The organism is Bifidobacterium asteroides (assembly GCF_019469425.1).
GTDB lineage: Bacteria > Actinomycetota > Actinomycetes > Actinomycetales > Bifidobacteriaceae > Bombiscardovia > Bombiscardovia asteroides_I.
In genome coordinates, this window is the sequence record NZ_CP048272.1 from 678326 (window position 1) to 704273 (window position 25948).

The following is a 25948-nucleotide window of genomic DNA, read 5'->3' on the forward strand; positions in this document are numbered from 1 at the left end:
TGAGAAGTGCGTATGCTTCTGTTGAAACTTGCGGTGCGTTCCGTGGCTATTGACGTGGTGTCGTGGCTGGCGTTGATCATCACTTCTGCGATGCTGGCGGTGGTGGTCACTCTAGACATTGGATTGGTAGTTGCCGGCGCTGGCACATCTGGCGAAGCACAGCAGTCGTTCGTCGCGTTCGGAAGCGTGGCGTTGGGATTCTGTGTTCTGGTGGGTCTGTTGTCGCTGATGATGGTGATTCGCGTATGTCTAGGATTGCAGCGTCGTTCCGTGGCGCTGTGGCAGTTGGCAGGCGTTCTGCCCCGGACGGTGTTCGTGGTGCTTCTTGGCGAGGTGCTTCTGGTGGGTCTACTGTCCTCCCTGCTGGGTGCGCTGGTGGCGGGACTGGCATGGTTTCCGTTCGCGCGTCTTATTTCTTCCAGCGGGCTGCCCTCGGACGGCGCGATGGCTCGGCCTCTTACTCCACTCGCTCTGTGGATCGGCACCGGATCCACAGGCGTGATCTGCGTTCTGGGTGGGCTACTTTCGGCCAGGAGAATCGCGCGCGGCGATGTCCTTGAGGCAGTGCGCGGCGGCGGTCAGACATCGCGAAGCGGATTTTCTTTGCCAAGGCGCATCGCGAGAACCGTGCTGTCAGCTGCCATTATCGCGGGCACCGCGGCGCTCTACATGGCGATAGGCCATGAGCGGCCGCTTGCCTCGAAGCGGGCCGTGGGAGATTTCATGACTGTGTACGCAGGTATGGGCATGCTTGTGTGCTTGGTAGTCGCATGCTGCGCCAACCCTCTGATACGAGGGCTGCTCGCGCTCATCGGCCTGGGCTCCGATCGACTCGGAACTCCGTGGTTTCTGGCGGTGAGGGAAGCATCCTCGCACCCTGACCTGACCCGCGGGCTGATAATGCCCATCGGGCTGGCCGGCGGCGCGGTCGGTGTGATGATGGCGTGGATAGGCAAGCTGGGCTCAGTCCTTTCTGGATCCGGCGAGACCGTGTCTGCGCCCCCGGGACAGATGGCGTTGCTGTTCGGCGGTGCTGTCATCGTCGGATGCGTCGCGGCCTCGTCGGTCGTGTTCGCCACCATGCGCAGCAGAGAAAGGGATGCCGCGATTCTGATCGCCGGCGGCGGCACGAATGGACTGGTCTGGATGAAAGCCGCGTGCGAGACCGTGATCTATCTGGCTCTTTCGCTCGTCGTCGCCTACACAATCGTGTGGGCCAACGAGCTGGCCATGGATCACGCATTCACCTCGGGGCCGATACCATCCGCACCATTCACTCTGCCAGGCTGGCATGCCGCAGGAATCGTGGTTTTCGGCATGCTCGTCGTTGCCATGATGCTTGCCGTCACCACTGCAGGAATAACCCACAGACAGATAATCCGTGTAGTTCTCAACGAAAGGTAGATCATGACATCACCATTGCTTACAGCCTCGGGAATCCGCAAGACCTACCACACGAGAAAAGACCGTGTCGAAGTGCTACGTGGCATCAACCTGAGCGTGGATCCCGGCGAGTTCGTGGCCATCGTCGGCAGATCCGGTTCGGGCAAGTCCACGCTGCTTTATTGCCTGTGTGGGCTGCTCAAGCCAGATTCCGGGTCCATCAGCATATGCGGACAGCACGTCATGGGACAATCCAACGCGCAGCTCGCACGGCTACGACGCGATCACGTCGGCTTCGTGTTCCAGGATCTGAACCTGATCAGCGCGCTCAACGTCGCTGACAATGTGCGTCTTCCTGCCAAGATGGCCGGCATCCATGCCTCTAATGGGCAAGTCGATGCAATCCTGCATCAGGTGGGACTAGACGGGATGGGACATGAACGGACGGACAACCTGTCGGGAGGGCAGCGTCAGCGCGTCGCCATCGCAAGGGCGCTGCTACGCCGTCCCGATATCCTATTCGCAGACGAGCCAACAGGATCGCTTGATCCTTCGACCGCACGATCGGTCATGCATCTCATGCGGCAGACCGTCACACCCGGCAGCGCCCTGATCATGGTCACCCATGACCTAGAGATCGCCGTGACCGCTGACCGGGTCGTCGTGCTTTCCAACGGCATCAGCAATGATGTCCTGACTCATCCCACCGTCGAACAACTTTTCGAACTCACCCAAGAGGAGAACGACTGACCGGCGTGTGAACAGTGTGCATCAAAATACTCACACTTAATGGATTGGATAATGCATTATGACGCCTCGGGCGATTTCGTGTCCGCAGCGTCATCCTATGGTATCGACGGGCCCATGCATCCGCCCGCGTCTTTGGCGCGATGGCCTCGGCATCATGCATCAGATTCCAGGCGTCGTCGAGCTGGCGTTTTTTGAAATTGATCTTCAATTTAGCTCCTTTACTAGAGAATATTTGCAGGGCAGCCGGGAAGATCGTTTCTGTGCATGCTGTTTTAGAAAGACGTTTCGTTGGGTGTTCGAGGCATCTCGTTCGATGGTAGAAAGACGTATAGTCGGATGCGTTTTTGCTGACGCTTTCGTTTTTTGGTTTTGTTGATTTGTGGTACGTCCGTTTTCTTCTTCCTGTCGAAGATCGGCTGGGCCATGCTCTCCGAATGCTGGATGGCCTGCCTCGCCCTCGTGCTGGTCATCGCAAGTCTGGTTGGGTGTTGTGGTTGGGGTGGGTTCGGGTGATGCGGTGCGGGATGCGTTTGCGTTTGTTCTCGTCCTGTTGTTGTTGTGGGGTGTTCCTGGATGCTGTGGCGGGTGTAAGCGCCTTGTCTTGGTTGGGGTGTTGTTGGGGGGTGTTTGTTTTCTTGCGGGGTTGATGCGGGTTGGGGATACTGGGCGGGGGTCTTTGGCGCAGGGGGTTGAAGGGTGCCGGCTTGTGGTGGGGCTTGTGGTCGTGTCCGGGTTGTTCGTTGCCTGCGGGGGTGCCGGCCATCCGGGTAGACTCGGCCGTGACGGCATGGATGGAAGGGGTCGGCATGGCTGAGCGTGATGACGTGGATCGGCGGGACGGGGACGGCAGGGCCCGCATGGAGCTGGCGGCGTGGAGGCTGGTGGCGCAACGGGCGTCGGGCCTGAGCGTCGAGGAGTTGCAGGGGCGGGTGGACGCCGTCCTGGCCGACGAGCCCGAGAGCCTCAACGGCTGACCTGTCCCGCCTGTCTCCGGCCGCTCTTCGGGGCGGTTTTTTTATGCCTGTGGGTTGATATGCCGCCTAACCTCCCCATTGGGGGTGTATAGTGTGACCGTCCCCCATACAGGAGCGTCCATGGTTTCTCCGCGACCTGCGCCGTCACCCCTTTCCGGGCCGGGCGTCCCCGCCGCAGCTCCCCCCAGGCAGTGCTGCGCCACGCATCCCCGGGCGATGGCCATTCCCCTCCGGACCCACGCTAGGAGAAGGGGGGCGTCCGCCCTCTCTCGCACGAAACCGAAGGAGTGCACCATGGCCATCAGACCAGACATCCCGGAAAGAGCACGGCGCAGACCCGCCCCGACCGCCAACACAGGACAGGAAGGAGGTGCCGGCCATGCCCTTCCGCTACCACTGCACGAATCCTGACACCGGCAAATACGAGTACCTGTGGGTCGACGAGGTATCGCACATCATGATCCACGGCGACGACGCGAGCCGTGAATCCATGCGGGACGCCGCACAGAACTTCTCCATCGAGATCATGCATTTCCAACTCATAGCCATCCTCGCCGACGGCCTCAACTACGGCTACCGGATCCTCCGCGACACGGAGGTCGACCCGCGCATCCTCGACTACCTGAAGATGAGCCCCAAGGTGCGCTACCGCGACACCTCCTACAGGATCCTGTACAACCACATCGTCAAACCCGACGGCACACGCCAGCAGCGGGTATAGCCGAACAGTCTCCCGGCCCCGCCCGTCATGGTATCCTTGAAAAAGAGGAATGACAAACACCCCGCAACCTAGCGGGGCCGGGGAGGACACCATGGAAGCAGAGGGCCTGCTGCCACACAGCAAGGCGGCATTCGCAGCAGCACGCGAAACCGTCGGCATCTCCCAGGCTATGCTCGCCACCCTCCTGCACATCAACCCCAAAACCGTCAAAAGCTGGGAATCACCCGACATACCAGCCATGCCCTCCGCCAAAGCCTGGAACCTGATAACCAGCCTCATGACCCAGATCAACAGCTTCACCAGCCTCGCGCTCGCCGAAGCCGCATACGGACCCGTCGAACTGCTCATGGTGCGCGCCATCCGCAAGGACACGCAGGTCCAGATCGTCAACGCCCGCATCAGATCTGCAATGACCGCCCTGATCCACGCCGGAAGCCCCCCAAGCATCGACTACATCCCCATGCCCGAAGACACCACCCGCCTCGGCCTGGACATGACCGGCTTCATCCGCAGACCCCCACACCGCCACGACAAAACCCACCATCAATGAACCCACCACCCCGGATACCCAGACTCGACAACAGCACACACCTGAAAAACCGCCGCCGATCGGCACAGCAGCCCCTGACGACCCACCCGGAAACGCGCCCGGACAACACCATCCGACAAAGACACCACCCACCCGAAAGCCCCACAGACGCGGCCACCCCGCGCCACAACTGAAAACCACCGCCCCCAAAACGGGACCGGACCCGCCACAAGAAAAAAAGAACCACCCATGCCACAATAGATACCACCCACACAAAAAGGGGCAGCACGATCCACCAGAACAACACCGACACAACCAGCAAAACCAAACAAACCCGTACCACCTCCAACCAAGGAATAGCCGCGCTCGCAGAGAGCGGGCAACGGGACAGGATGCTGGACCGCCTGGCCGGGTTCCGGCCGTATTCGGCCCCCAACGTCCTGCTGATGCTCGCCCAGGCGCCCAAGGCGACGCGGGTCGCCGGCTGCCGCAAATGGCGGGAGATGGCCTGCTGTCCGTTGCCGAGCGTCTTCGGCATCTCCCGGACGGACCCTATCGAGGGGTTCGACCACCCCCCTGACGACGGAGCCGAAGATCGAGGGGATGTCGTCCCGATGACCCATCGTCCGCTGCCCCCCCCCCCCGTGGATAGGGGCACGTCTGGCTGTCGACGTGGAGGGCCGGGCGGCCCGGCTAAAAGTGTAATGCAAAAGTGTAATGCAAAAGTGGCATACTATGGATATGAGCAGGAAAGACAAGGGACCGGCGTTCAGCGCCACGGATCGGCGCCACTTCAAGGAGCTCGACCTGGACGAGGACAAGGCCCGGAGAATGGTGACGGACGCGGACGACGACCAGAGCATCCTATGGTCGGCCATCCCCGACCCGCGCGACACAGTCGTGCCGCCCATGCGCCACTGGCGCCCGGTCCTGTTCCTGGTCTGCCACCTGCCGCCCGACGCCCTGAACCACCCTCTGGCGGAGGTCCTGCTGGGGCCGGACGAATACGGCCATCCCGAGGTCTTCCACCTGTACCGGCTCACCGACATCTGGCAGCGCTACTGGCTCGACCACGACCCGCAGGCCCCGGCCAAAATGAGACGCTGGGGCCGCCTGAACGGATAGGAGAGACACATGACCAAGGACAGGGAATACGAACAATACAAGGACTACATGGCCCACCCCGAGCGGGACTTCCAAAGCCCGCCGCTTGCAGCCTGGACGGGGGAGGACGCGCACAGGCTGGGCCGCATGCTGGCCGACCCGGACACGGACTGGGACAGCATGGTCTCCACCATCCAAGGCCGCCCGTCCATGGACCAAAGGCAGGAAGGACGGGCCGCAACCCGTCAACGCTCCATCCGGCTGCCCCGGGCCATGGACGAATACGTGGGAGCGGCCGTGCGCAGGGAAGGCCTGAAGAACGCCAGCGAGTACGTCAGACTGCTGATAAGCCGTGACGCCGCCCAGCACCAACACAAGAAAATCGCCGCATGACTGAAAAGACAGGGAAACCCGAAACGGACCAGACTGCAACCGACAGGGAACCGACATAGTGAAACCAGACCCGAAGCGCCCTGACACCCAAAGGCAAACACGGCGCTGACAAATACCTCACCGTCTTCGCCGACCTGATTCTGTGCGTACTCACCATCCGCTTCATCCTCGCCGTGGCCACGTTCGTCCGCATGGCCCTGACCATGCATCTACGCCAGAACCTCGCCGCGGCCCCGGTCCTGCTGATCCTGATGGGACTCTTCGAGCTCGGCACGCTCCTGGTGGGCATACCACAGACCGACACAAAAACCACCACGGTATCCGCCACCCACATCATCTACATCGAAACACTCATCTTCGCCCTGACGACACGACTGGGCCACCCGGATCCCACGCCATCGACAGCCTTCACATGCCTCACACTCCTCGGCATAGTCGAGGCGCTCGCCATGGCCGTGTTTTGTTGTGACGTCATCCGTGATCGGTTTGATGCCCGGCAGAACCGTTGGTGGCTTCGGACCGTCATCTACCCCATCATTGGCATCGTCTTCATCGTCGCCTATTGGGTCATGCCGGACCTGGCGGACCAGTCAGGCACGCTCGTCTACTCGCTCGCCATCACGATCGTGGTCGTCAACTATCTGATGCAGCTGGTGAACGAGCGCCTAATCCCGCGCGAAGGGCCGTCCGTGTAGCTGCCACACTTTTATGTGTGCTCAGTTAAAGGTTCCCTGATAGAAGGAGAGTTCATAGGGGGATTTCCTCATTTGCTGCTGTCCCCAGCCAAGGTGCTTCACTGCAGCTCTGGCGATTAAGGTCTTTCTCTGATGTTGGTCCATTGGTGGATGTCGGTGTAGGTGGGTTTCATGTGTTGTTTCCGCGATGTCGTGGTAGTTGGTTGTTGGTTGTTGGTTGTTGGTGGTCCATTGGTATCCGTAGGCGGTGTGTTGTTGGCCTCTGAGTGTGGTGAGGATGCCGTGTTTGATGGTGGTGGTGCTGGTTCCTGGGCGGTGGCGTCTTTTGGGTGCCTGGTTGCGTGCGGCGAGTTGGGTGATGGCGGTTCGGTCGGTGCCGCTGGGGTTGCGGTAGCCGGATTCCCAGGATGAGACGGTCTTGACGCTGCATCCGAGCAGCTGGCCGAACTCCTGTTGGGTGAGGCGGAGTCGTTTCCGGATGTTCCTGATGTCCTATGGATGTAGGTGGGCATGTGCGCATCCTCCCTTCAGTCTGCAATGTAGCACTCTTCATGGGGTGGCGCGGTGGAGCCGGGGGAGGGGACCGTGGATGGCCGGACCCGGACCGCCTGGCCGGCGGGATCGGACCGCCTGGACGCGGTCCTGGTCGTACGGATCGGGGCCCGCGCGGATGCCGGCACACACACATGCACGGCCCTGTGCTCATGCTCATATGCATATGAAACCTTGTACAGATACGCATATGAGCATATGAGCATATGAGAAGATGAGCAGATGATCATACAAGCCCATGCCACAATGATACTACCCACACAAAAAAGGAGAGCTGATGGCCGCATTGGCCGAAGCCCAATTCCGGATCTTCGCGAGCTCGCCGGCGGGGATCGGGTCCTGTGCAGCGCGGGCGGACACACCGTGGAGCGCATGGAGAGGGCCGGGCTCATCCGCCGGCAGCCTCACCGCCCCCGAGAAGCGCGCCGTCCTCCTGGAACGGGCCTGCCCCGAGCGCGCCCGGCGCCGCCTCATCCTCGACCGCGCCCGGTCCGTCGCCCTGCCTGCCGCAAGCAGCTTCACCCCTTCACCAGGGAGGGGCTCGCCCGCCTCGCCGGCACCCCCCCCGGCCGGGGGCGCGGGCTCCACGACCTGGGCTCCGGCCGGTCCGGACGCTGACCCGTGCGGGGACGCCCCTTCCCGGCCTGGGCCCCGGCGCCTTCGTCCGGATCCTCGGGTGCGCGGACCCCCCAGGCCGCCACCGTCCGGCGCGGAGCCCACCCGCCGGATCCCGCCAGACCCGGCCATCCTGCCCAGCCTCTCGAACCAAGCACGGCCCCCCCCCCCCCCCCCCCCAACTCCCCCTAATTCGACCCCCATGCCCCAAGACGCCCCGCTGCGCACCGGCCACGACCAACGGGCGCCACAAACACGCCCCATCAGCCCGGCTGCACGCCGCCCCCGCCACCGACATCCACCCGCCGGGTCCGCTCCGCCCAATACTTCCACGCATACCCGTAGGCCGACCTGCGCTTCCCCCGACACGCATCACTGACATTGGCATGCGACGCCCTGGGAGCACCATGCCCCCTCAGCCAGCGCACCGCATCCTCCACGCTCCTGTACCTCGCCAGAATCTCATGGTTGTCCGGATCAACCCGCACCACATCATGATTGGCATACGCCGACCGCATCCTGCCCCCCACCTGGACCGGCCGGCCACCGTCCCCGCCCCGCCACGCAGCACGAGCCCGCCGGTTCGACATCCCCCGATACTCGAAGAACGGCGACTCCGCCCGGGGATCATCCCCCACGAACAACAGCCGCTCGGACCCCACCCGCAGCACACGGGCAGCCAGAACCGCCTCAGCCAACGGCACACGACGACGAATATGGTTCTCCGCACGGGTCACCGCATCCCTGCTGGTGACCACGCCGCCCGCCAGATCATTCACAGCCGCGGCAAGCTCCGCCGCCGTGAGCCCGCGCTCGCGGCGCAGTCTCTTCAGACGGGTCCCGTAGTCGGTGTGTTCGCTCATGTCGCCTCCGTCGATGGTCCCTTCCGTGGCGCGCCCGGCTTTCCCCGGACGTCCGGCCGGGCCCCCTGCAGGCGGCTTTGGATCGGCCGGCGTCGCGCATTTGCTCGACGCCTCCCATTATGTGTGAGTGGTATCATTGTAGCATTTTCCCCGGCCGCCGAGGATCAGTCCCCCGCCCCCTTCAGGCGGCCGGGGGGATGCCATGCACCCCCGCCGCCGCGGCCGTGCGCGGGCGGAGACTGTCGGCGCCCCGCAGGATCCCCCCGTCTTCAAGCATGGGGACGTTCAGGGTCCGGGCGCGCCAGTCCCTGAGGAGATGCAAGGGCCCTTTCCGCACCGGCCTTCCGCATCCGTCGAGGAGCACGGCCCAGGCGGTGATGCCCGTCAGCCCTGCCTCCCCCGTGGCCGGGGCGCATTCGTAGGCGTACTGGAAGTCACGGCATCCGATCGTCCTGCCGGTCTCCGGGTCCGTCAGGTCCCCCCCCCCCCCCCAGCCGGTCGCAGGTGGCGTCGTATCAGTTCCATAGCCCTCCCCTCGTCAATGGCTCCAGCGCACACCCCCATTGGGAATGTTTCCAGTGATTTCAATGCTCCAAGAGGTATCATCGACAGCAGAAAGGCAGTCCGGGTCGATTGGCTCGGGCTGCCGGAGGGGGAGTGGTCGGCCACGGCGGCCGTCCCCAGGAGGCGGGGGAATGAGATGACGGCGGCCCCGCCGACTAAATGGCGAGCGCCGCAGGAGGCGGCACGGGGATGTCCGAGCGAGTCCCGGCCGCTCCATAACCAACCCATGGACAGATGGGAATATGCTGATATCATCATATGTTCATATGCACATCTGAAGATATGACTGATGGCTGAGATGAAAACATGACCATATGACCATATGTATGCCTTGCCTGCGCGAGCCGACGTCGGCATCGGCCATGCAGCAGCGGTGACGGCGCACCGGCCCCGCCGGAGGTTCGGCCGGGGCGGGGGAGGGCTGGTCAGTCCCGATGCGGGCGGTCGCGGAGCCTGATGATGGGGGAGGGGTGGTCTGCGTCCGGTGGGGTGACAGTGAAGAGCATATGGCCGGTCCGCGAACGGAGCGAGCGCGTGATGATGCCAGCGACCCTGCCCGGGTTGGTGCCGCTGGGCAGGGGCGGCCTGTCGTTGCGTGAGAGGAAGTCCTCGTAGATCTCCATGAGTCTGCCGGCGTCCTCGGGTCCCAGGGTGAGGCGGCTGATCGTGGGATGGGTGGTCATCCAGTCCCTGGCCACCTCCGGCAGCGTCCTGCCGCCCGTCTGGGGGTCATGGCGTGTGCCGGGGTCGACGGGTGCAGGCGGGTCTGTGGGGTCGGTCATTGTCCCTCGTCCAGGTACTTTTCGAGGGCGTCGGCCACGAGGTCGCTCATGGTGGAGTCGCGTTCGACGGCCGCGGTCTTCAGGCGGCGGATCATGCCTCTGCGCATCATGATGGTGGTCTGCACCTTGGGCTCCTTGCGGGTTTCGCCGTCCATGAGCGCTTCGTTGATGTTCTTCTTCTTGCCGCCTGTCATGAGTTTCTGCATGGGGGCTCCTTATTCCTTGATGTTGGGTAGTTCGAGCAGCTCTGAGGTGAATTCGATGAATCCGGAGTCCGTGGGCACCTGGTTGCCTCCGTTGCTGGCGTTGTGGACCGATTCGCGTTGGGGGATGAGGGTGTCGAATCGGGCCAGGTGCCTGCTTCCGATCAGGTCGATGGCCTGGCGGGTGCTCTTCTGCCGGGGGTTGGCGAAGTTGAGCAGGATGGCCCTGGGGGAGGCGAAGGAGTCGACGGCAGCCAGGGTGCGTTCGGTGTCCAGGGATCCGGGCTTGGCGACGATCACGATGATGTCGGAGACCCGGTCGATGGCCTCGCTCATGGCGTTGCGGATGTCCTGGGGCGTGTCGACAAGGAGGAAGTCGCAGTCGCGTGCGTCCTCCGGGTCGGTGATGTTCCTGGCGATGGCGGTCCTGACCGGGAAGGGGAGAGGGGTGCCGGCTTCCTTGGCGCGGCTGTTCCAGTCGTAGGCGCTGCCCCAGGGGTCCAGGTCCTTGACGATGACCCGGTAGCCTCGCCTGCTCAGCGCCAGGGCAGTCATGATGGTGGCCGTGGTCTTGCCGACGCCCCCTTCACGTTCGCGAATGTGATGACCTTCAGGTTAGCCTCCGATCGGTTGCGGTCGTGCGCATGCGCGCATGCCTGCATGTTCCAGCGTCCATATGCTCACATGCTTCCGTATCCATACGTTCATATGACAGTATAGACATATGATTAAGCACATGTGGCCTTTTAATGCCGACGGGCCGCCGCATCATGGGTCGTCATACCAGGGAGGGACGCCTTGCGGATCCTGATGGATACAGGATGATGCCACCCTTCACAGTGTGAGGGCCGGCGATCAACGGCATCAGTTCGTCTGGGCCGTGCCCGGAGCCAGACGCTGGAGCCGGGCCGCCCAGGCCTTTGCTTCTCACTGGCAGCTTCATTTATGTTTCTTCGGATATGTGAAGGGGACGGCTGTTATGGTTGGCTCCAAGTAACGTCGGCGGGATGGGAGGCCTGCAAGCAACCGGTTCCGCAGGCACATTCTTTATATTCCATTAGCCAATACCACACGAACCATCCGGATTACAACCATGATTACCTATCGGCTTATGATTCTGCACCCATTGGTTCCAATCGAATCCACCACTTCCCCCGCTTTGCGGCGCTGCTGGTGCTGCGGGTGCGGGGGCTGCTGGCGCGGAGCCGCTGCCGTGGTTGTATGAGGGTCGGCGGGAGGGCGTGTAGCCTTGCCGCCCCCGACTAGTAGAGGGGGCCGGACGCTGCTGGGCGGGCGCCGGACGCCGGGCTGGCTGCCGGGCGGCCGGAGCCGCCTGGGCTGGCGGGGCAGCTTGGCTTTTCTGTTGGATGGACGTGTTCACCTGGTCGATGGCCGATTGCAGGGCTGCGGCCGCGTCCTGGTAGGTTTCCGTCTTGTCGTCTTTGATGCTGCCGGCTTGGCTGATGGCCTGCTGCAGGCTGTCGCGGACGGCGTTGTCCGCTACTTTCCCGTCGGAGTCGCTTAAAAGCTTTGAAGCCTCGTCCTTCTTCGCGTTCAAGGCCGTCTTCGCATCATCCAGGCTTTTCGCATCACGGGAGGCCAGCACGGCTTTCGCGGCCTTGTCCAGGCTGCGGTAGACGTCCTCGGTCCTTTTCGCCTTGCCGGCCATGGCCTGCAGGTCGCCTGCGGGCATGGACGCCTGGCATTGGACGGCTTGCGGTTCGATATCCTCTGCGCTGCTCAGGGACTTTTGCATGTCGTCCACCGTTTTCGGGTCTTTCACCTGGTCCTTCCGGATACCGGCCGTTTTACGATACCTGTTCAAGGCGGCCTGGGCCGACTTGACGCTGGACTGCATGGTCTCGACTGATTGCGTGCAGTCCGTCAAGGCGGATTCATGCTGATGGGACTCGTATACCTTCCAACCGACCAAACCGGCCGCGACCAGCACGGCCACCACGCCGGCTGACACCACAGGCGCCAACCACTTCGGGCGGGGTTTTTGTTTCCTGTCTGGCGGATTCTGGGACTCGAACATTGCAGGGTCATTCACTTCCCCGACACCGGATTCCTGATCCTGGTTAGTCTTGCTCATAAGTCCCTTTCTTCCGTAGCTCATTTGGAATGTCACACACTTGGCCCACAAGGCGGGAAGGAGCAAAGCTGTGGATTACTGTTCGTCGCTCTGGATCAGCAGGCCAAAAAGGTGGGATAGCTTCATTGTCCTGTGCAGCTCCTCGGTCGACTGATACGTGTACCCGTGCCTTTCATGCCCGGACTTGACATTCCGCACCGTAAACCCGAGCTCCCTGGTTTTCCGACCCGCATGGTCTCTATGTGTTCCTCCTTGACCAGAGGGAACTGATAGTATCCCTCCAACGTTTTCCAGTCTACGCATATCCCCGTCGATCCCCAGCCTGCGTCCATTTTCCTCTACCTGAACCTGTCGACGGTTGTAGAGAAGGTTTATGCTGATCAGCAAGCCAGCACTTCAATATAGTGGCGGCAGAACGAGATCTATTCGTTTGTCGAATCATGGTCAATATAACAGCGATTCGACGAAGGACGCATTATTCTTCCATTAGTCAGGCGAGAACTGACGGAATATCGAATACAACGATGTGAAAGCAGCGGAGGAATCGATCCGGGGGGGGTGGTGCAGGGCGGGTCGGAAGCGTGTTCTGCTCAGCGTGCTGATCTGGCGAATTATCTCGTACTGCGATCTTTGATGTTTTCGTTGAGGGTGAAGGGCAAGTCGGAATGTGCTGTTCCTTGTCTTGTCCATGCAACCAACCATCTGGTCTCCACTTTGGCAGCATTGATAAACGATCTGGTGATGAGGACCATAAACAGCACGGGCGCGTTTTAAAGTCCACGGAGTCCGGGGGATCCAAGGAACCTCGCTCTTTCCTTATGCCTGAGCCACCAGAGTGCTCCGAATCGGGGTCGACGACTTCACCTTCCATTTGCCGTGTGTCATGCGTGCGTCTTGATCGAAGCAGCGCCCTGGGGAAGGTCTTAGACGGACTGGACCATACCTTCCATAAGATCGTCGTTAAGCATTGTCGGCATATCGTGCCAAAACACCGGATCCAGGTGGTCGGAAATCTCTTATACGCCCACCTGCCCGTATCGAAGGCGTCGCTGACCGGCCAAATAGAACACCTCAAGAAAGAACGGGACAATCCGGATTGGACAATACCGAAGTTCGAACAGCTCCAAGATGCGTGAAGCTAGGTGGCGACCTGTCTCCGGGCCGCCCGGCCGCGTACGAACGTATGCTGCAGTACACCTTCAAGAGGCAATCCGCACCCTTGAAAATGCTTGCCGATATGCGTATGGGACTTGACCGAACAGCTCTTGTGCGCAGTTGATGCCTGCCGGAGCCAGGCTCAGCAGGCGTGGCAGGATGCATGCTCGGATAAGGTACCGTCCAGTGAATTTGGGATGCATCATCTGAATTGCCAGATATGGATTATCCCAATGCGGCAGTTCATGCTGATGGCAAGTGATCTTCACAGGCGTGGCAGAATGGCATCATACTATGGGCAAGACTGCATGCTAAGTTCTGTTGCTACTGGCAAACCCCCTCCCTAAGCTGCAGCTTAGGGAGGGGGCACAATCCGATAAGGAGATCATCATGGCAAACGCCGCCGCTCAGGAACCCGATGCCGCGCAGGATCAGAGATACGACCCCTACATAGTTAAGGCGGCATGCTGGCTTGAAGACCACCATGCCGATAAGAATACGGAGATGTTAACGCTGGCCTGCTGGGCCAAGGACCACGCAGACGGCTCGCACTGGGCAGCCGTGGCCCAGGACGGAAGCATAGTGGGTGAAGCCGATCCGGTCAGAGACCACTCCGGCAATATCGTCGGCTACTGCACGACCCCAGAGACCTCAGAACGCTACCACCTGGACCTTAATACGGCCGCCGACCTGGCCATTGGCGAGATACAGAGGGCTGTGGGCATGAATGTCGCCTGGGCGCACAGCGACGACCTGAGCGGCCCAGCCGGACCGATCGAGATGGATCGGTACGAACGGTACATGGACAGGTGGAAGCAAAGCCTAGAACAACAACCGACCCCGCATGAGTGCGGTAGAGCCAGGCGCGAAATGCAGGGGCTCGCTGCGCCGGTAGAGCTTCCGCCCCACACCCTGTCAACTTGGTTCAGGTCGATCATCGGACTGCTGCGTAAGTTCAGGGGCAAACAGCGCCCCTGAAAACGCTTGTCTACATCTACTCTATATAGGTCGATTCTTGTTCTGTCTGGATCCCAACCATGATACGAGGATGGTGCCGTCACCAGCGAACGGTGACTGGTCGCCGACCTGCGCCATGCCCGGAGTAACAGGTCGGAGCCGACCGGCCCAGGCCTTTGCTTCTCCCGGCAGCTTCGTTTATGTTTTTTCGGATATGTGAAGGGGACAGCTGTTATGGTTGGCTCCAAGTAACGCCGGCGGGATGGGAGACCTGCAAGCAACCGGTCCCGCCGACACATTCTTTATATTCGGTTAGCCGATACCACAAACTCCAGCCGAATTACAGGCTTCTCCATATGGTTTATGGTTCTGCACCCATTGGTTCCAATCGAATCCACCACTTCCTCCTTGTGGTGCTGCTGGTGCTGCTGGTGCTGCGGGGGCTGGCGCGGAGCTGCTGCCGTGGTTGTATGAGGGCTGGCGGGAGGGCGTGTAGCCTTGCTTCCCCCGACTAGTAGAGGGGGCCGGACGCTGCTGGGCGGGCGCCGGACGCCGGGCTGGCTGCCGGGTGGCCGGAGCCTGCGCCGCCTGGGCCTGCTGCTGGTCGGCTTGGTTTTTCTGTTGGATGGACGTGTTCACCTGGTCCATGGCCGACTGCAAGGCATCCGCCGCGTCCTGGTAGGTTTCCGCCTTGTCGCCTTTGATGCTGCCGGCTTGGCTGATGGCCTGCTGCAGGCTGTCGCGGACGGCGTTGTCCGCCACTTTCCCGTCGGAGTCGCTTAAAAGCGTTGAAGCCTCGTCCTTCTTCGCGTTCAAGGCCGCCTTCGCGTCCTCCAGGCTTTTCGCATCCCGGGAGGCCAGCACGGCCTTCGCAGCCTTGTCCAGGCTGCGGTAGACGTCGTCGCTCCTTTTCGCCTTGCCGGCCATGGCCTGCAGGTCGCCTGCGGACATAGACGCCTGGCATGTGAAGGCCTGGACCTGGGTGTGCTTGGCCTTCCCGACGGCCTTGGCCAGGTCTTTCACGGTCTTCGTGTCCTTGACCTGGTCCTCTTTCACGGCGAAGGCCTGGAGGTAGGTGGAGGAGGCCGCTTCGGCCTGCTGCTCCGAATCTTTCACGGCGCGCACCTGCCGGGAGCACTGCGCCAGGGCCTGGTCGTGGCTCCTGTTCGAGGACGCCTTCCAAACGGCCAGGCCGGCCACGGCCAGCACGGCCACGGCCACCAGGATGATCGCCGGCGCCAGCCACTTGGGGCGGGGCCTGCCTGCCGGGCCCGAACCGCCTCCAGGCTCCTGGCCTGCCGCCGGCCCTATAGCCGGAGGCAGGCCATCCTCCTGCGGAGGCCGGCCGCCGGATCCATCAACATCAGCCAGGGTCCTAGTCTCCCCGTCATCGGGTGTGTGCTCCTCGTCCATGATTCCTCTTTCTTCTGTTGCCTATTTCCGAGTATTGCATGCTTCTTGCCCAAAGTAGGGGGGGTTGGATTCATGGATGCTTTCTGGCATATTTCGTATTCCCCTTGCTTCTTGCGGAGTCGGTCTGCTTCAATCGGGGGAAAGCAGGGGATGCGCCTAGAGCCTTGCATGCAGTTCGGCATGGAGGCGCGCCGCTCCGGTCCGTGCCTGTATTAGCACTTCTCCGGGGCTCCCTCGTTAAAGAGAGGATGGTTTTGAGCATTGTCGGTTTGGCTGTCATGTGCGGCGGCCACGAAATCGGCTTTGGTTTGTGAACTGCCATTTCGGCAGGTCACAAACAGCAGAGGAATCAATCCGGGGGGGTTGATGCAGGGCGGGTCGGAAGCGTGTTCTGCTCAGCGTGCTGATCTGGCGAATTATCTCGTACTGCGGTCTTTGATGCTTCGTTGGCGGTGAAGGGCAAGTCGGAATGTGCTGTTCCTGGTATTGTCCATGTGGCCAACTGCCCCGGCACTGCTTCGGCAGCTCTTCCGGATGACTCGGTGCTGAAGACCATAAGCAAAATGGGCGCACTCCAAGGCTCGCAGAATCAAGTCGGAACCACGGAACCCAAGTATTTCCTCATACCCGAACCGTCACAGTGCCCCGGATGCGATTCGAACGCACGACACCTTCTTTAGGAGAGAAGTGCTCTATCCCCTGAGCTACCGGGGCAACGAAAACTACTGTACCACGAAGTGCGACTCGGGCAGGTCGCTGCTGTGCAGGCTAGGACCGTGCGCCTCCTGGAGAAGTTAGCCTCCCATCCATGCCCGCCGTACTGTCATGGTTTACAATTGCTCAACGGTCGAGCTGGCTGTGTGTTCCTTGGAAGGGAGCTGAGCTGGCGATGATTAGCTGGAGGAAACCATGGCGCAATTCAGACGGTCCTTCCTGGTGAAGCATGTCTTTGGGTGGACGGCTAGGCTGCTGGCGCTGGTCAGCTTGCTGGCCTTAGTGGCGCGTGCCTGCCCGGCATGGCTGTCATCGATCCCATATCTGCCGGATCTGGCAGCGCTGACGCCCTGGTTCGTCCTTTTGGGTCTGCTGGCCCTGGTCCTGGCTCTGATGGCTTCACGATGGTTCACGGCTTTGGTGCTTATAGCCGCCTTGGCCCTGAATGTCTACTGGCAGTACCCCTTCTATCAGGAAGGGTTCGAACTCAACGGGCAAGCTGATCGGCTCATAGCCCTTGAGCATCCCGACAGGTACGATGATGTGGCCCGGGTCATGACCCTGAACGTCTACAAGGGTCAGGCCGAAGCCGATCAGGTAGTCAAGACCGTCAGCGACAACCGGGTCGAAGTGCTGGCTTTGCAAGAGGTCAGCAAGGATTTTGTGTACCAGTTGCACAAGGCCGGCATCGACCGATATCTGCCGCACGAGCAGCTTTCCACATCTTCGAAGGAATATGCCAACGGTCTTTGGACGGCCGCGCCAATGCAGTCGCCATCAAAGGATGACGTGGGATCTCGTTCCTCCATGATGCCGGCGGCCAGCATCGACTTCGGCAGAGGCAAGACCAGCGTCAGGTTCGTCTCAGTCCATACCACCTCGCCGCAGCCGGGCAGCTGGAATGCCTGGCGACGGAGCGTATCTGACCTGGGAACTCTGCGAAAGCATGACCACACCCGGTATGTGCTGATGGGAGATTTCAATGCTACCTATGACCATGCCGTTTTCCGAGACATGCTGGGGGAGCGGTTCAGCGATGGGGCACGTCAGGCCGGACATGGCATGAGCATGACCTGGCCGGCCGACAAGGCCCCCCTGCCCAGGTTGGCGGCCATCGATCATGTTGTAGTGGACCGTGACATCAGGGCCAGCCGGCTGCAGGCCATACCCATCGCAGGTTCGGATCACGCGGCTCTGCTGGCCACTCTGATGGTGGAGTAGCGGGCTTTTCAGCCTTCCAAGTTGGACTGGGTGCCAGCCTGTGCCCCAGCGCTGGCCTGTTCCTGTTGGGCGGCATCGAGCCTGGCCCTCACCTGGCCCAGCAGTTCCTGGGCGCGCTTGGCCAGTGCCTCGCCGATCTCCCACTGACGCATGGAGGCATCCAGATCCAGGCCGCCGGCTTCCAGCGCTTGAACCGCATGAATCAGCTGATCCCGGGCCTGCTCATAGGGCAATTTAGCGATGGTTTCGCGTTCCTTCTGGCTCAGGGCCGAGGCCAATACCGGCTGTTCCTTCGCTTTCTCCTGGGTCTGTTCTTCGTCGGTATCGCTCATGCCTGCTCCTCTTCTTGGCTGATTCTTATCCGATGCGTTATCCCAATTCCTGATGACGCAGATGCTTATCGCGGTTGATTATATGCGGCTGATTACGTCAAATCGGTCACTGCCCGTCGATGACCCTGGTCTCGATGCGTCCCTCTTTGACAGTCAGAGTCAGATCCTGATCGGCCTGAACCTGCTGGGGACTGATGACCACCTTCCCGTCCAGGGCCTGCACGACTGCATATCCGCGGTCCAGGGTGGACTGGGGAGAGAGGGCGGTCAGTGAAGATTGCAGCTTCTCGACGGTCAGGGAGGCATCATCAACGATCCGTCGCAGGGCTATGTCCAGTCGGACCAGAGACTCGTCGACCAGCCGTTGGGGCTTGTCCAGCATGGTCTGTGGCCTTGTCAGGCTGGGACGGTTGGCATATCCCTCAATCAAACGCGTCTCGCCTTCGACCATATTTTCGATACGTGCGTTTATGCGCATCCGGGCCTCCTGGATGATGCCCTCTTGCTCGACTAGGTCAGGCACCACCCGCTTGGCTGCGTCGGTTGGAGTAGAGGCGCGCAGATCTGCCGCCAGGTCGATCAGGGTCCAGTCATCCTCGTGGCCAATGGCCGAGACGATGGGGGTGGCGCAGGCTGCCGTGGCTCGGACCACGGACTCGTCCGAGAAGCCCAGCAGATCCTCGAAACTGCCGCCGCCTCTGGCTACAATAATCACATCCACAGCCGGATCAGCATCCAGCTTCTGGATGGCTTCGACCACCTCGGGGGGGCACTGAGGGCCCTGGACGTGGGCGTGCACCACTGAGAATTCGATAGTGGGCCAGCGCAGACGGGCGTTGGTGATCACATCCCCCTCGGCCCTGGCCTTGGGTGCGCAAATCAGGCCGATGCGCCGGGGGAATTCTGGCAGGGGAACCTTGTTCTCCGCATCGAAGAGGCCCTCGCCCTTGAGCTTGCGCCTGAGCTGGTCGATCTGCTCTTTCAGGTCGCCGGTGCCTACACGTTTGATCCGGTCGGCCATAAAGCTCAAACGGGTTTGTTTAATCCACAGGTCAGGCCGCCCGTGGACTACCACCCGGTCGCCTTGGCGGAATTCCCGGGCCTGGGCGGCGAAGGCGCGGAATCCCATGACGTTGATGGAAATGTCCTCGAAGTTGTCGCGCAGGGTCAGGTATGCCGAACCTGTCCGGCGGGTGTTGATCTCCACGATCTGACCCTCCACCCAGGCTCCGGGCCAGCGGGCCACCGCGTCGTGGTACTTCTGGCTGAGCACACTGACCGGCCACGGGTCTTCCTCGGTGGTATCGCGCGCCAGGCGGGGCAGCTGATCAAGAGGTTTGGGGGCCAGTCCTGACGAGGATGTGCCAGCCGCCGCACCCATTGACCCCTGCATGTTCGCATCCATGTATGCTCGCATCTGATGCCTCCTGACCATCGGTTTCGCCAGCCTGACCAACTCCTCTGACATGCCTGTACAGGTGGTATTCGGGTTGGTCAGTGAAGGAAACGTTCTCTCAGGGTCTCTCAATACTGGGACAATTCCATATGCTCTGGAGGCTCTCTAGAGGCCCTCTGCCGGTTGCTCCTGAGCTGATTTCGCCGAGGGCACAGTGGCATTTCTTTCACTCGCTAGCAGGCTGGAACTGAGGCGAAAGCATGGAAGGCGAGGGTTGCAACCAACGCTTTGATGCACCTGCCCTAGTCTGCGGCTTACCTGCAGCAGAGGCGGTTTCCTGGCGGCTGTGTCAAAGGAGACAGCACTGATTCCTGATATCGCAGAAGTTATTTACGTTCTGGCGGTAGCATAAATAGAGTAAGCCGGATATGGTGCGGTTCCTGCTTCTTGAACCCATCATGCGGCGGTCTCACGGATTGAGGTTGTTTCATGTCTGATGGCGTCGACATAGCAGGTCGATATAAGGGCACAGGGCCGCGGGATCTCCTGCGTGTGGGCTTGGACATCGGCTCTACTACAGTCAAAGCCGTGGTTCTGGGCGCAGGCGACGGGCTGGATCAGGCGCTTTTCAATGACTATCGCCGTCATCATGCCAATGTGCGGCAGTGCGTGGCAGAACTGGTCACCGACATCAAGCTTTCCCTGTCGCGGGTTGGTTTGGCCGGCAATCCCATCAGTCTGGTGATCACCGGCTCGGGCGGGTTGGAGCTGGCCAGCCAGCTTCAGGCTGAATTCGCCCAGGAGGTAATTGCCGAGACCGAGGCCATCAACGCCACCTATCCAGAAGGGGATGTGATCATCGAGCTGGGCGGCGAAGATGCCAAAATCACCTATCTAAAGCCTACTCCGGAACAACGAATGAACGGGTCCTGCGCAGGCGGGACCGGTGCTTTCATCGATCAGATGGCCACCCTGCTCAACACCGATGCTTCAGGGCTGAACGATATGGCCTCCAAATACAAGACTATTTATCCTATCGCCTCGCGCTGTGGGGTCTTCGCCAAGTCCGACCTCCAGCCCTTGATCAACGACGGAGCCGCTAAGGAGGATCTGGCTGCATCCATTTTCAACGCCGTTGCCACACAGACCATTTCCGGTCTGGCCTGTGGACGTCCCATCCGCGGCAACGTAATCTTTTTGGGCGGGCCCCTCTTCTTTATGAGCGAGCTCAGGGAAGCCTTTAAGCGGATTCTCCAGGACAGGGTAAGCCGCTATATCATTCCCGAGAATGCACACCTCTATGTGGCCTATGGTGCTGCCATCATGGCCGGTCGCCACGACCAGGATGACCAGGACAGCGCGGCGCAGGTCAAGACTGACTACTCGCCTGAGTCCGACGTGAACGACCCCTTCGGCCCGGCTTGGGGACTGGACCAGGCGGAGGTCGACAGGGCACGGTCCGGAAAGGCTCCGAGCCTGGACAAGATGGCTCTGCAGGATGCCATGCAGGATGGCCGCACCACCACCGTGGTGGACGGTGAAAATAAGGTTCCGGCGACCGAAACCGCCAAGGATGCCAGCCAAAATCAAGACATGCACTTTGAACTGACCTCGCTGGATGGTGTCCTTTCGGCATTGAAGGGCTTGGAGAACATGCCCTCGACGGCCAGAACGATCCGGCCGCTCTTCCTGAATGAAGACGAGCGCATGGAGTTCAACGACCGGCATGGGTCCCAGGTCATCCCTACTGGAGATCTGTCTGGGGCCAAGGGGCCGCATTTCCTGGGCATCGACGCGGGCAGCACGACCATCAAGGCCGTGCTGATCAATGACGACAAGACTATCGTCTGGTCCACTTATGGGGTGCATAAGGACAGCCCGCTGATCGCTGCCGCCAACATCGTCAAGGAGGTCAGGAAGTCCCTGCCGGAGGGCGCTTACATCGCCCGCGCCTGCGCTACTGGCTATGGTGAGGGTCTGGTCAAGGCCGGTCTGCATGTTGACGAGGGTGTGGTCGAAACAATGGCCCACTACCGGGCAGCCGAGGAGATCAGCCCCGGCGTCACCTCGGTCATCGACATCGGCGGACAGGATATGAAGTACATTGCCGTCAACGATGGGGTCATTGATTCGATTTGCGTCAATGAGGCCTGCTCGGCAGGCTGCGGATCCTTCCTGCAGACCTTCGCCCAGTCCATGGGCATCAGCATCCAAGACTTCACCAAGCAGGCGCTGGCCTCCGAGGCCCCGACCGATCTGGGCTCCCGTTGCACGGTATTCATGAACTCCTCGGTCAAGCAGGCTCAGAAGGAGGGCGCATCCCCGGAGGATATCGCCGCCGGTCTTTGCTACTCGGTGGTCAGGAATGCCCTCTACAAGGTCATCAAGCTGCGTGACGCCAACGCTCTGGGGCCGGTGGTCGTTGTCCAGGGAGGGACCTTCCTCAATGATGCCGTTCTGCGGGCCTTCGAGCTCCTGACCGGCCGCAAGGTGACCAGGCCCAACATTGCTGGGCTCATGGGAGCCTATGGTGCTGCACTCACGGCCCGTATGCACTGCCCGCAGAATGAAGAGATCGAGGATCTGACTGTGGCCAGCTCTATCCTGGCAGGGGACGACTTGGATAACCTCTCCATGACCACCACCCACGATGTCTGCAAGCTCTGCCAGAACCACTGCAAGCTGACCATCACCGAATTCAAAGATGGCGGCCGCTATGTGACTGGGAACCGTTGCGAACGTGGCGGAGACAAGAACCGCAAGCGCTCCGACAGGCCTAACCTCTACGACTTCAAATACAAGCGGGCCTTCGCCTACCGCCGTCTGACCCCGGACAAGGCCACCAGGGGCGATATCGGCATTCCCCGTGTGCTCAACATGTACGAGGACTACCCCTTCTGGTTCACCCTGCTGACCTCATTGGGCTTCCGGGTCATGATCTCGGGGCGTTCCAACCATGAGCTCTTCGAGAGCGGGATGGAGTCCATCGCTTCCGAGAACATCTGCTACCCGGCCAAGCTGGTCCACGGGCATATCCACTCCCTGGTGGACAAGGGCATCAAGACCATCTTCTATCCCTGCGTCACCTACGAGCAGGAGCTGGTTCCCGATACGGACAACCATTACAACTGCCCCATCGTGGCCAACTACCCGGTGGTGATCGAGGCCAACATGGCCGAGCTCAAGGAGAACGGTGTCCGCTTCATGCGGCCTTATTTCAACCTGTCCAACAAGGAGAAGATGGTCGAGCGGATCGTCAAGGTCTTCGACTGGGCCAAGGTGAGCGAGGAGGAGGCCCGGATCGCCGTTCAGGAGGCCTACAGGGAGGATGCCCGGTTCAAGGAGGACATCCGCCAGGAGGGGCTTCGCGCTCTGGCTTACATGCAGGAGTATGGGGTCAAAGGCGTGGTGCTGTCCGGACGCCCCTATCATGTGGATCCCGAGGTCAACCACGGCATTCCCGAAACCATCTGCTCCTTGGGCATGGCCGTACTCTCCGAGGACTCCATCTGCGAGCTGGACGTACATGACCTGCCTAAGCTGAGTGACTACATCATTCCAGCGGCAGGTGAGCGGGCGCTGGCCTCCAACAACCCCACGGCTGCCAAGTTCCGCAAGACCGTACCAAGCTTCGGTGACGATCATCAGAAGATGCCCTTGAGGGTGACCGACCAGTGGGCCTACCATTCCAGGCTTTACTCGGCAGCCAAGTTCGTCTCCGAGTATCCCGACCTGCAGCTGGTCCAGCTGGTCAGCTTTGGATGCGGTGTGGATGCCATCACCACCGACCAGGTCCAGGAGATTCTAGCCGACAAGGGCGATGTCTACACGCAGTTAAAGATCGACGAGGTCTCCAACCTGGGTGCAGCCAAGATCCGTCTGCGCTCGCTGAAGGCCGCCATGGACGAACGTCACCAGCGGGGTCTGGCCCAGGAGGACAGCGAAGACCAGGAGGAAGCCCCCGTTATGGAGCAGGCGCATGTGAAGGCCGGGGTCAAGGAAGTTGATTCGTTGCCTGACCTTGTTCAGGCGGAGGATCCATCTGATTCCCATGATTCTCAGGAATCTCAAGAGTCTGCCAGCCATATTGCAGTAATGGATGCAGGTGCGTCTGACAAGCAGAAATCCGATGGGTTCCGGTCCACCAACGCGCAGAAAATCAACCTATCTCAGCGCAAGGCCGACATTGTGGCTCTGGCCCGGTTCGTGGCCCTGCACGATAAGAGCGATCAGGGTCTGATAGGCCTTCATCCCATGGGCGTCAGGCCCATCCGGGAGGCCATGGCTTCGCAGCAGAAGAAGCAAGAAGCCGACAACCAAGGCAAGGATGTCCAGGCTAGCGGAGCCGCCGCCAAACCGACCCTGTCCAAGTACGCCACAGAGCATCGCTTCACCAAGGAGATGGGGCACAAATTCACAGTGGTGGCACCGCAGATGTCCCCTGTGCACTTCTCTCTCCTGGAGGCAGTCTTCTCCAGCGCTGACTACCACTTCGAGCTTCTGAAGCATGCCACGGCCGAAGACATCAACACCGGTGTCAAATACGTCAACAACGATGCCTGCTTCCCGGCCATCATCGTGGTGGGGCAGCTGGTCAACGCCTTCCTTTCCGGCAGGTTCGACCCGCACAAGTGCGCGGTCATCGTCACACAGACCGGCGGCATGTGCAGGGCCACCAACTACTATGGTCTTCTGCGCAAGGCCCTGGCTGATGCGGGCTACGGCTATGTGCCGATTATCACGCTGAGCGTGCAGGGCTTCAAGGCCAATCCCGGCCTTCAGGTAACCCCGGCGTTGCTGCATCGTGCTGTCAAGGCCTTCTATCTGGGCGATGCCATGATCGAGTGCCTGCTCAGGGTCCGTCCCTACGAGCAGGAGCCAGGATCAGCCAACAGGCTCTACAAGCTTTGGGACACGATCTGCAAAGAGACCATCGAAAACCACGGGTATTCCAAGACTGCCAAGAAGGTCTACGGTCATGGGTATCTGCCTTACCGCACGCTGATGAAGAGGATGATCCGGGCTTTCGACCAGCTGCCGCTGCGCGATATTCCCCGCAAGCCTCGTGTGGGGGTAGTAGGCGAAATCCTGGTCAAGTACCATCCAGATGCCAACAACCATGTGGTCGACCTGATTGAGAGCCAGGGCTGCGAGGCCGTGCTCCCCGGTGTCTGTGACTTCATGGTCAACGGCATTTCAAACGCCGAATGGAACGAGGAGATGCTGGGCACAGGCGGCCGGGTGGGTGTCAAGAAGATCGTCCTGAAGGCGGCGGATGCCTACCGCGCCCCCATGATCGCCGGGTTCAAGGCCTCCCATGGGAAGTTCGACATTCCCGCCCATATCAGTGATCTGAGGGAAAAGGCCGCATCAGTCACCTCCCTGGGCGTTCAGGCTGGAGAGGGTTGGCTCCTGACCGGAGAGATCATTGAACTGATCCAGTCCGGCGCCCCCAACATCGTCTGCGCGCAACCCTTCGCCTGCCTGCCCAACCACGTGACAGGACGTGGCATGTTCGGCAAGATCCGTAGGACCTACCCTGAGGCCAACATCGTCTCGATCGACTACGATCCCGGCGCATCGGAGGCCAACCAGCTCAATAGGATCAAGCTGATGATCGCCGCTGCCAAGAAGCCGGGCGACCAGCAAACACTCAGCCGGGATCACAAGGATGCCGTGGAATCACAGCCTGCGGGATCGACCGGCCTGGATGCTGGGCAGGCAGCACCCGTCCAGGACGAAGAGAAGGTTCTGGAGAGTCTGTAGATGCCAGGTTGAGGCCGGCGTCTGGAGCTAACGCAGCGGCCTCGGAACTGCTGGACTACGAAGATCAAGGAAAGAGGGGTTTACCATGATCAGCCGCGAGGAAATCAAGGCTCTGCTGGACACCGACCAGATCTACATTGCCGATACGCCTGAAATGAAGCAGGTTCAGGACGCCCAGCAGGATTTGGTCTTCGAGTTCAATGCCTGCCGTCCCAGCCAGGCGGAGAAAAAACAGGACCTTTGCAAAAAGATGTTCGGCTCCTTTGGCCAAGGCAGCTGGATTGAGGGACCAGTGCGGGCCAACTGGGCCTGCAACACCTACTGGGGGAGCAAATGCTACGCCAACTTCAACCTGGTTCTGGTTGACGATGGACGCATTGACATAGGCGACCACACCATGTTCGGACCCAATGTCACCATCGTCACCACCGGGCACACCATTCGCCCCGATATACGTGCCTATGGAACGCCCCAGTTCTCGGCCCCGGTCAGCATAGGCAGGAATGTGTGGATCGGCGCAGGCGCCATCATCATGCCAGGAGTGTCCATCGGAGGCAACACGGTCATCGGGGCAGGGTCCCTGGTCACCAAGGACATCCCCGCCGACGTGGTTGCCTACGGCCACCCCTGCAAGGTCGTCCGTCCCATCAACGACCGCGATTATGAATACTTCTGGAGGGATCGCCGATATCAGGCGCCTTATGATGCCAAACCCTTCAGGATGGAGGAAGAGGGCTGACTTCTCGGATGTCCCTTCCGGCTGCTCCGGCA

At 60.9% G+C, this 25948-nt stretch carries 22 protein-coding genes and 1 tRNA gene; 12 read left to right on the plus strand and 11 right to left on the minus strand.

The genetic code is table 11. The features are described 5' to 3' along the window. Positions 1-12: 12 nt before the first annotated feature. Both GYM67_RS02540 and GYM67_RS02545 read left to right on the plus strand, forming a co-directional pair. Entirely contained in the window at positions 13-1404 is a 1392-nt protein-coding gene (locus tag GYM67_RS02540) for an FtsX-like permease family protein (protein WP_220236987.1), read from the plus strand. 3 nt (positions 1405-1407) lie between these two features. Continuing rightward, a complete protein-coding gene (locus GYM67_RS02545) occupies positions 1408-2133 on the plus strand; it encodes an ABC transporter ATP-binding protein (protein ID WP_220236988.1) in 726 nt (241 codons plus the stop codon). 466 nt (positions 2134-2599) lie between these two features. On the opposite strand, the gene GYM67_RS02550 is transcribed toward GYM67_RS02545, so the two are convergent. Next, positions 2600-2941 (minus strand): hypothetical protein, encoded by a 342-nt coding sequence (locus tag GYM67_RS02550; RefSeq protein WP_220236989.1) that lies wholly within the window; start codon positions 2939-2941, stop codon positions 2600-2602. Between GYM67_RS02550 and GYM67_RS02555 the strand changes: the two genes are divergently transcribed. The 6 genes from GYM67_RS02555 (at position 2940) to GYM67_RS02580 (ending at position 6549) form a co-directional block, all read left to right on the plus strand. Beyond that, positions 2940-3107: a hypothetical protein gene (locus GYM67_RS02555; RefSeq protein WP_220236990.1), complete on the plus strand. Its 168-nt coding sequence runs from the start codon at positions 2940-2942 to the stop codon at positions 3105-3107. The genes GYM67_RS02550 and GYM67_RS02555 overlap by 2 nt on opposite strands. A gap of 379 nt (positions 3108-3486) precedes the next feature. Next, a complete protein-coding gene (locus tag GYM67_RS02560) occupies positions 3487-3828 on the plus strand; it encodes a hypothetical protein (protein ID WP_220236991.1) in 342 nt (113 codons plus the stop codon). 91 nt (positions 3829-3919) lie between these two features. Then, on the plus strand, positions 3920-4378 hold the full coding sequence (locus GYM67_RS02565; protein WP_220236992.1) for a helix-turn-helix domain-containing protein: 459 nt from the start codon (positions 3920-3922) through the stop codon (positions 4376-4378). Positions 4379-5092: 714 nt separating this feature from the next. Beyond that, positions 5093-5482 carry a hypothetical protein gene (locus GYM67_RS02570; protein ID WP_220236993.1) on the plus strand — a complete coding sequence of 130 codons (390 nt, stop codon included), beginning with the start codon at positions 5093-5095 and terminating at the stop codon, positions 5480-5482. A gap of 9 nt (positions 5483-5491) precedes the next feature. Next, positions 5492-5854, plus strand: a complete 363-nt coding sequence (locus tag GYM67_RS02575; RefSeq protein ID WP_220236994.1) for a hypothetical protein — start codon at positions 5492-5494, stop codon at positions 5852-5854. Positions 5855-6027: 173 nt separating this feature from the next. Next, the gene (locus tag GYM67_RS02580; protein WP_220236995.1) at positions 6028-6549 is read left to right on the plus strand and encodes a hypothetical protein; all 522 of its coding nucleotides are present in this window, start codon (positions 6028-6030) and stop codon (positions 6547-6549) included. Positions 6550-6570: 21 nt separating this feature from the next. Here GYM67_RS02580 and GYM67_RS09365 read toward each other — a convergent pair whose 3' ends face one another. The 6 genes from GYM67_RS09365 to GYM67_RS02610 all read right to left on the minus strand — a co-directional run bounded on the left by GYM67_RS09365 (position 6571) and on the right by GYM67_RS02610 (position 12223). After that, positions 6571-7038 carry a helix-turn-helix domain-containing protein gene (locus GYM67_RS09365; RefSeq protein WP_220237366.1) on the minus strand — a complete coding sequence of 156 codons (468 nt, stop codon included), beginning with the start codon at positions 7036-7038 and terminating at the stop codon, positions 6571-6573. A 941-nt stretch (positions 7039-7979) separates the two neighbouring features. Next, positions 7980-8579 (minus strand): helix-turn-helix domain-containing protein, encoded by a 600-nt coding sequence (locus GYM67_RS02590; protein WP_220236996.1) that lies wholly within the window; start codon positions 8577-8579, stop codon positions 7980-7982. A gap of 989 nt (positions 8580-9568) precedes the next feature. Next, positions 9569-9925: a hypothetical protein gene (locus GYM67_RS02595; RefSeq protein ID WP_220236997.1), complete on the minus strand. Its 357-nt coding sequence runs from the start codon at positions 9923-9925 to the stop codon at positions 9569-9571. Continuing rightward, entirely contained in the window at positions 9922-10131 is a 210-nt protein-coding gene (locus GYM67_RS02600) for a hypothetical protein (RefSeq protein ID WP_220236998.1), read from the minus strand. The genes GYM67_RS02595 and GYM67_RS02600 overlap by 4 nt, the downstream gene beginning before the upstream one ends. Positions 10132-10140: 9 nt before the next feature. After that, on the minus strand, positions 10141-10728 hold the full coding sequence (locus GYM67_RS02605) for a ParA family protein (protein WP_258561590.1): 588 nt from the start codon (positions 10726-10728) through the stop codon (positions 10141-10143). 457 nt (positions 10729-11185) lie between these two features. Then, positions 11186-12223 (minus strand): GumC domain-containing protein, encoded by a 1038-nt coding sequence (locus tag GYM67_RS02610; protein ID WP_220237000.1) that lies wholly within the window; start codon positions 12221-12223, stop codon positions 11186-11188. 1545 nt (positions 12224-13768) lie between these two features. On the opposite strand from GYM67_RS02610, the gene GYM67_RS02615 reads away from it, so the two are divergent. After that, positions 13769-14356 carry a hypothetical protein gene (locus tag GYM67_RS02615; RefSeq protein WP_220237001.1) on the plus strand — a complete coding sequence of 196 codons (588 nt, stop codon included), beginning with the start codon at positions 13769-13771 and terminating at the stop codon, positions 14354-14356. A gap of 291 nt (positions 14357-14647) precedes the next feature. Here the strand turns inward: GYM67_RS02615 and GYM67_RS02620 are convergent, their stop codons facing one another. Beyond that, entirely contained in the window at positions 14648-15748 is a 1101-nt protein-coding gene (locus GYM67_RS02620; protein WP_220237002.1) for a hypothetical protein, read from the minus strand. A 641-nt stretch (positions 15749-16389) separates the two neighbouring features. After that, positions 16390-16462 (minus strand) — tRNA-Arg (locus GYM67_RS02625). A 195-nt stretch (positions 16463-16657) separates the two neighbouring features. Here GYM67_RS02625 and GYM67_RS02630 point away from each other — a divergent pair. Beyond that, entirely contained in the window at positions 16658-17683 is a 1026-nt protein-coding gene (locus GYM67_RS02630; RefSeq protein WP_220237003.1) for an endonuclease/exonuclease/phosphatase family protein, read from the plus strand. Between the two features lie 8 nt (positions 17684-17691). On the opposite strand, the gene GYM67_RS02635 is transcribed toward GYM67_RS02630, so the two are convergent. Continuing rightward, entirely contained in the window at positions 17692-18015 is a 324-nt protein-coding gene (locus GYM67_RS02635) for an exodeoxyribonuclease VII small subunit (protein ID WP_220237004.1), read from the minus strand. Between the two features lie 106 nt (positions 18016-18121). Then, complete coding sequence (xseA, locus tag GYM67_RS02640; RefSeq protein ID WP_220237367.1) at positions 18122-19396, minus strand: exodeoxyribonuclease VII large subunit; 1275 nt, start codon at positions 19394-19396, stop codon at positions 18122-18124. 504 nt (positions 19397-19900) lie between these two features. On the opposite strand from xseA, the gene GYM67_RS02645 reads away from it, so the two are divergent. Together GYM67_RS02645 and GYM67_RS02650 are read left to right on the plus strand one after the other, a co-directional pair. After that, positions 19901-25177 carry an acyl-CoA dehydratase activase-related protein gene (locus GYM67_RS02645; protein WP_220237005.1) on the plus strand — a complete coding sequence of 1759 codons (5277 nt, stop codon included), beginning with the start codon at positions 19901-19903 and terminating at the stop codon, positions 25175-25177. 85 nt (positions 25178-25262) lie between these two features. Next, a complete protein-coding gene (locus tag GYM67_RS02650; protein WP_220237006.1) occupies positions 25263-25916 on the plus strand; it encodes a sugar O-acetyltransferase in 654 nt (217 codons plus the stop codon). The last annotated feature ends 32 nt before the right edge of the window (positions 25917-25948 follow it).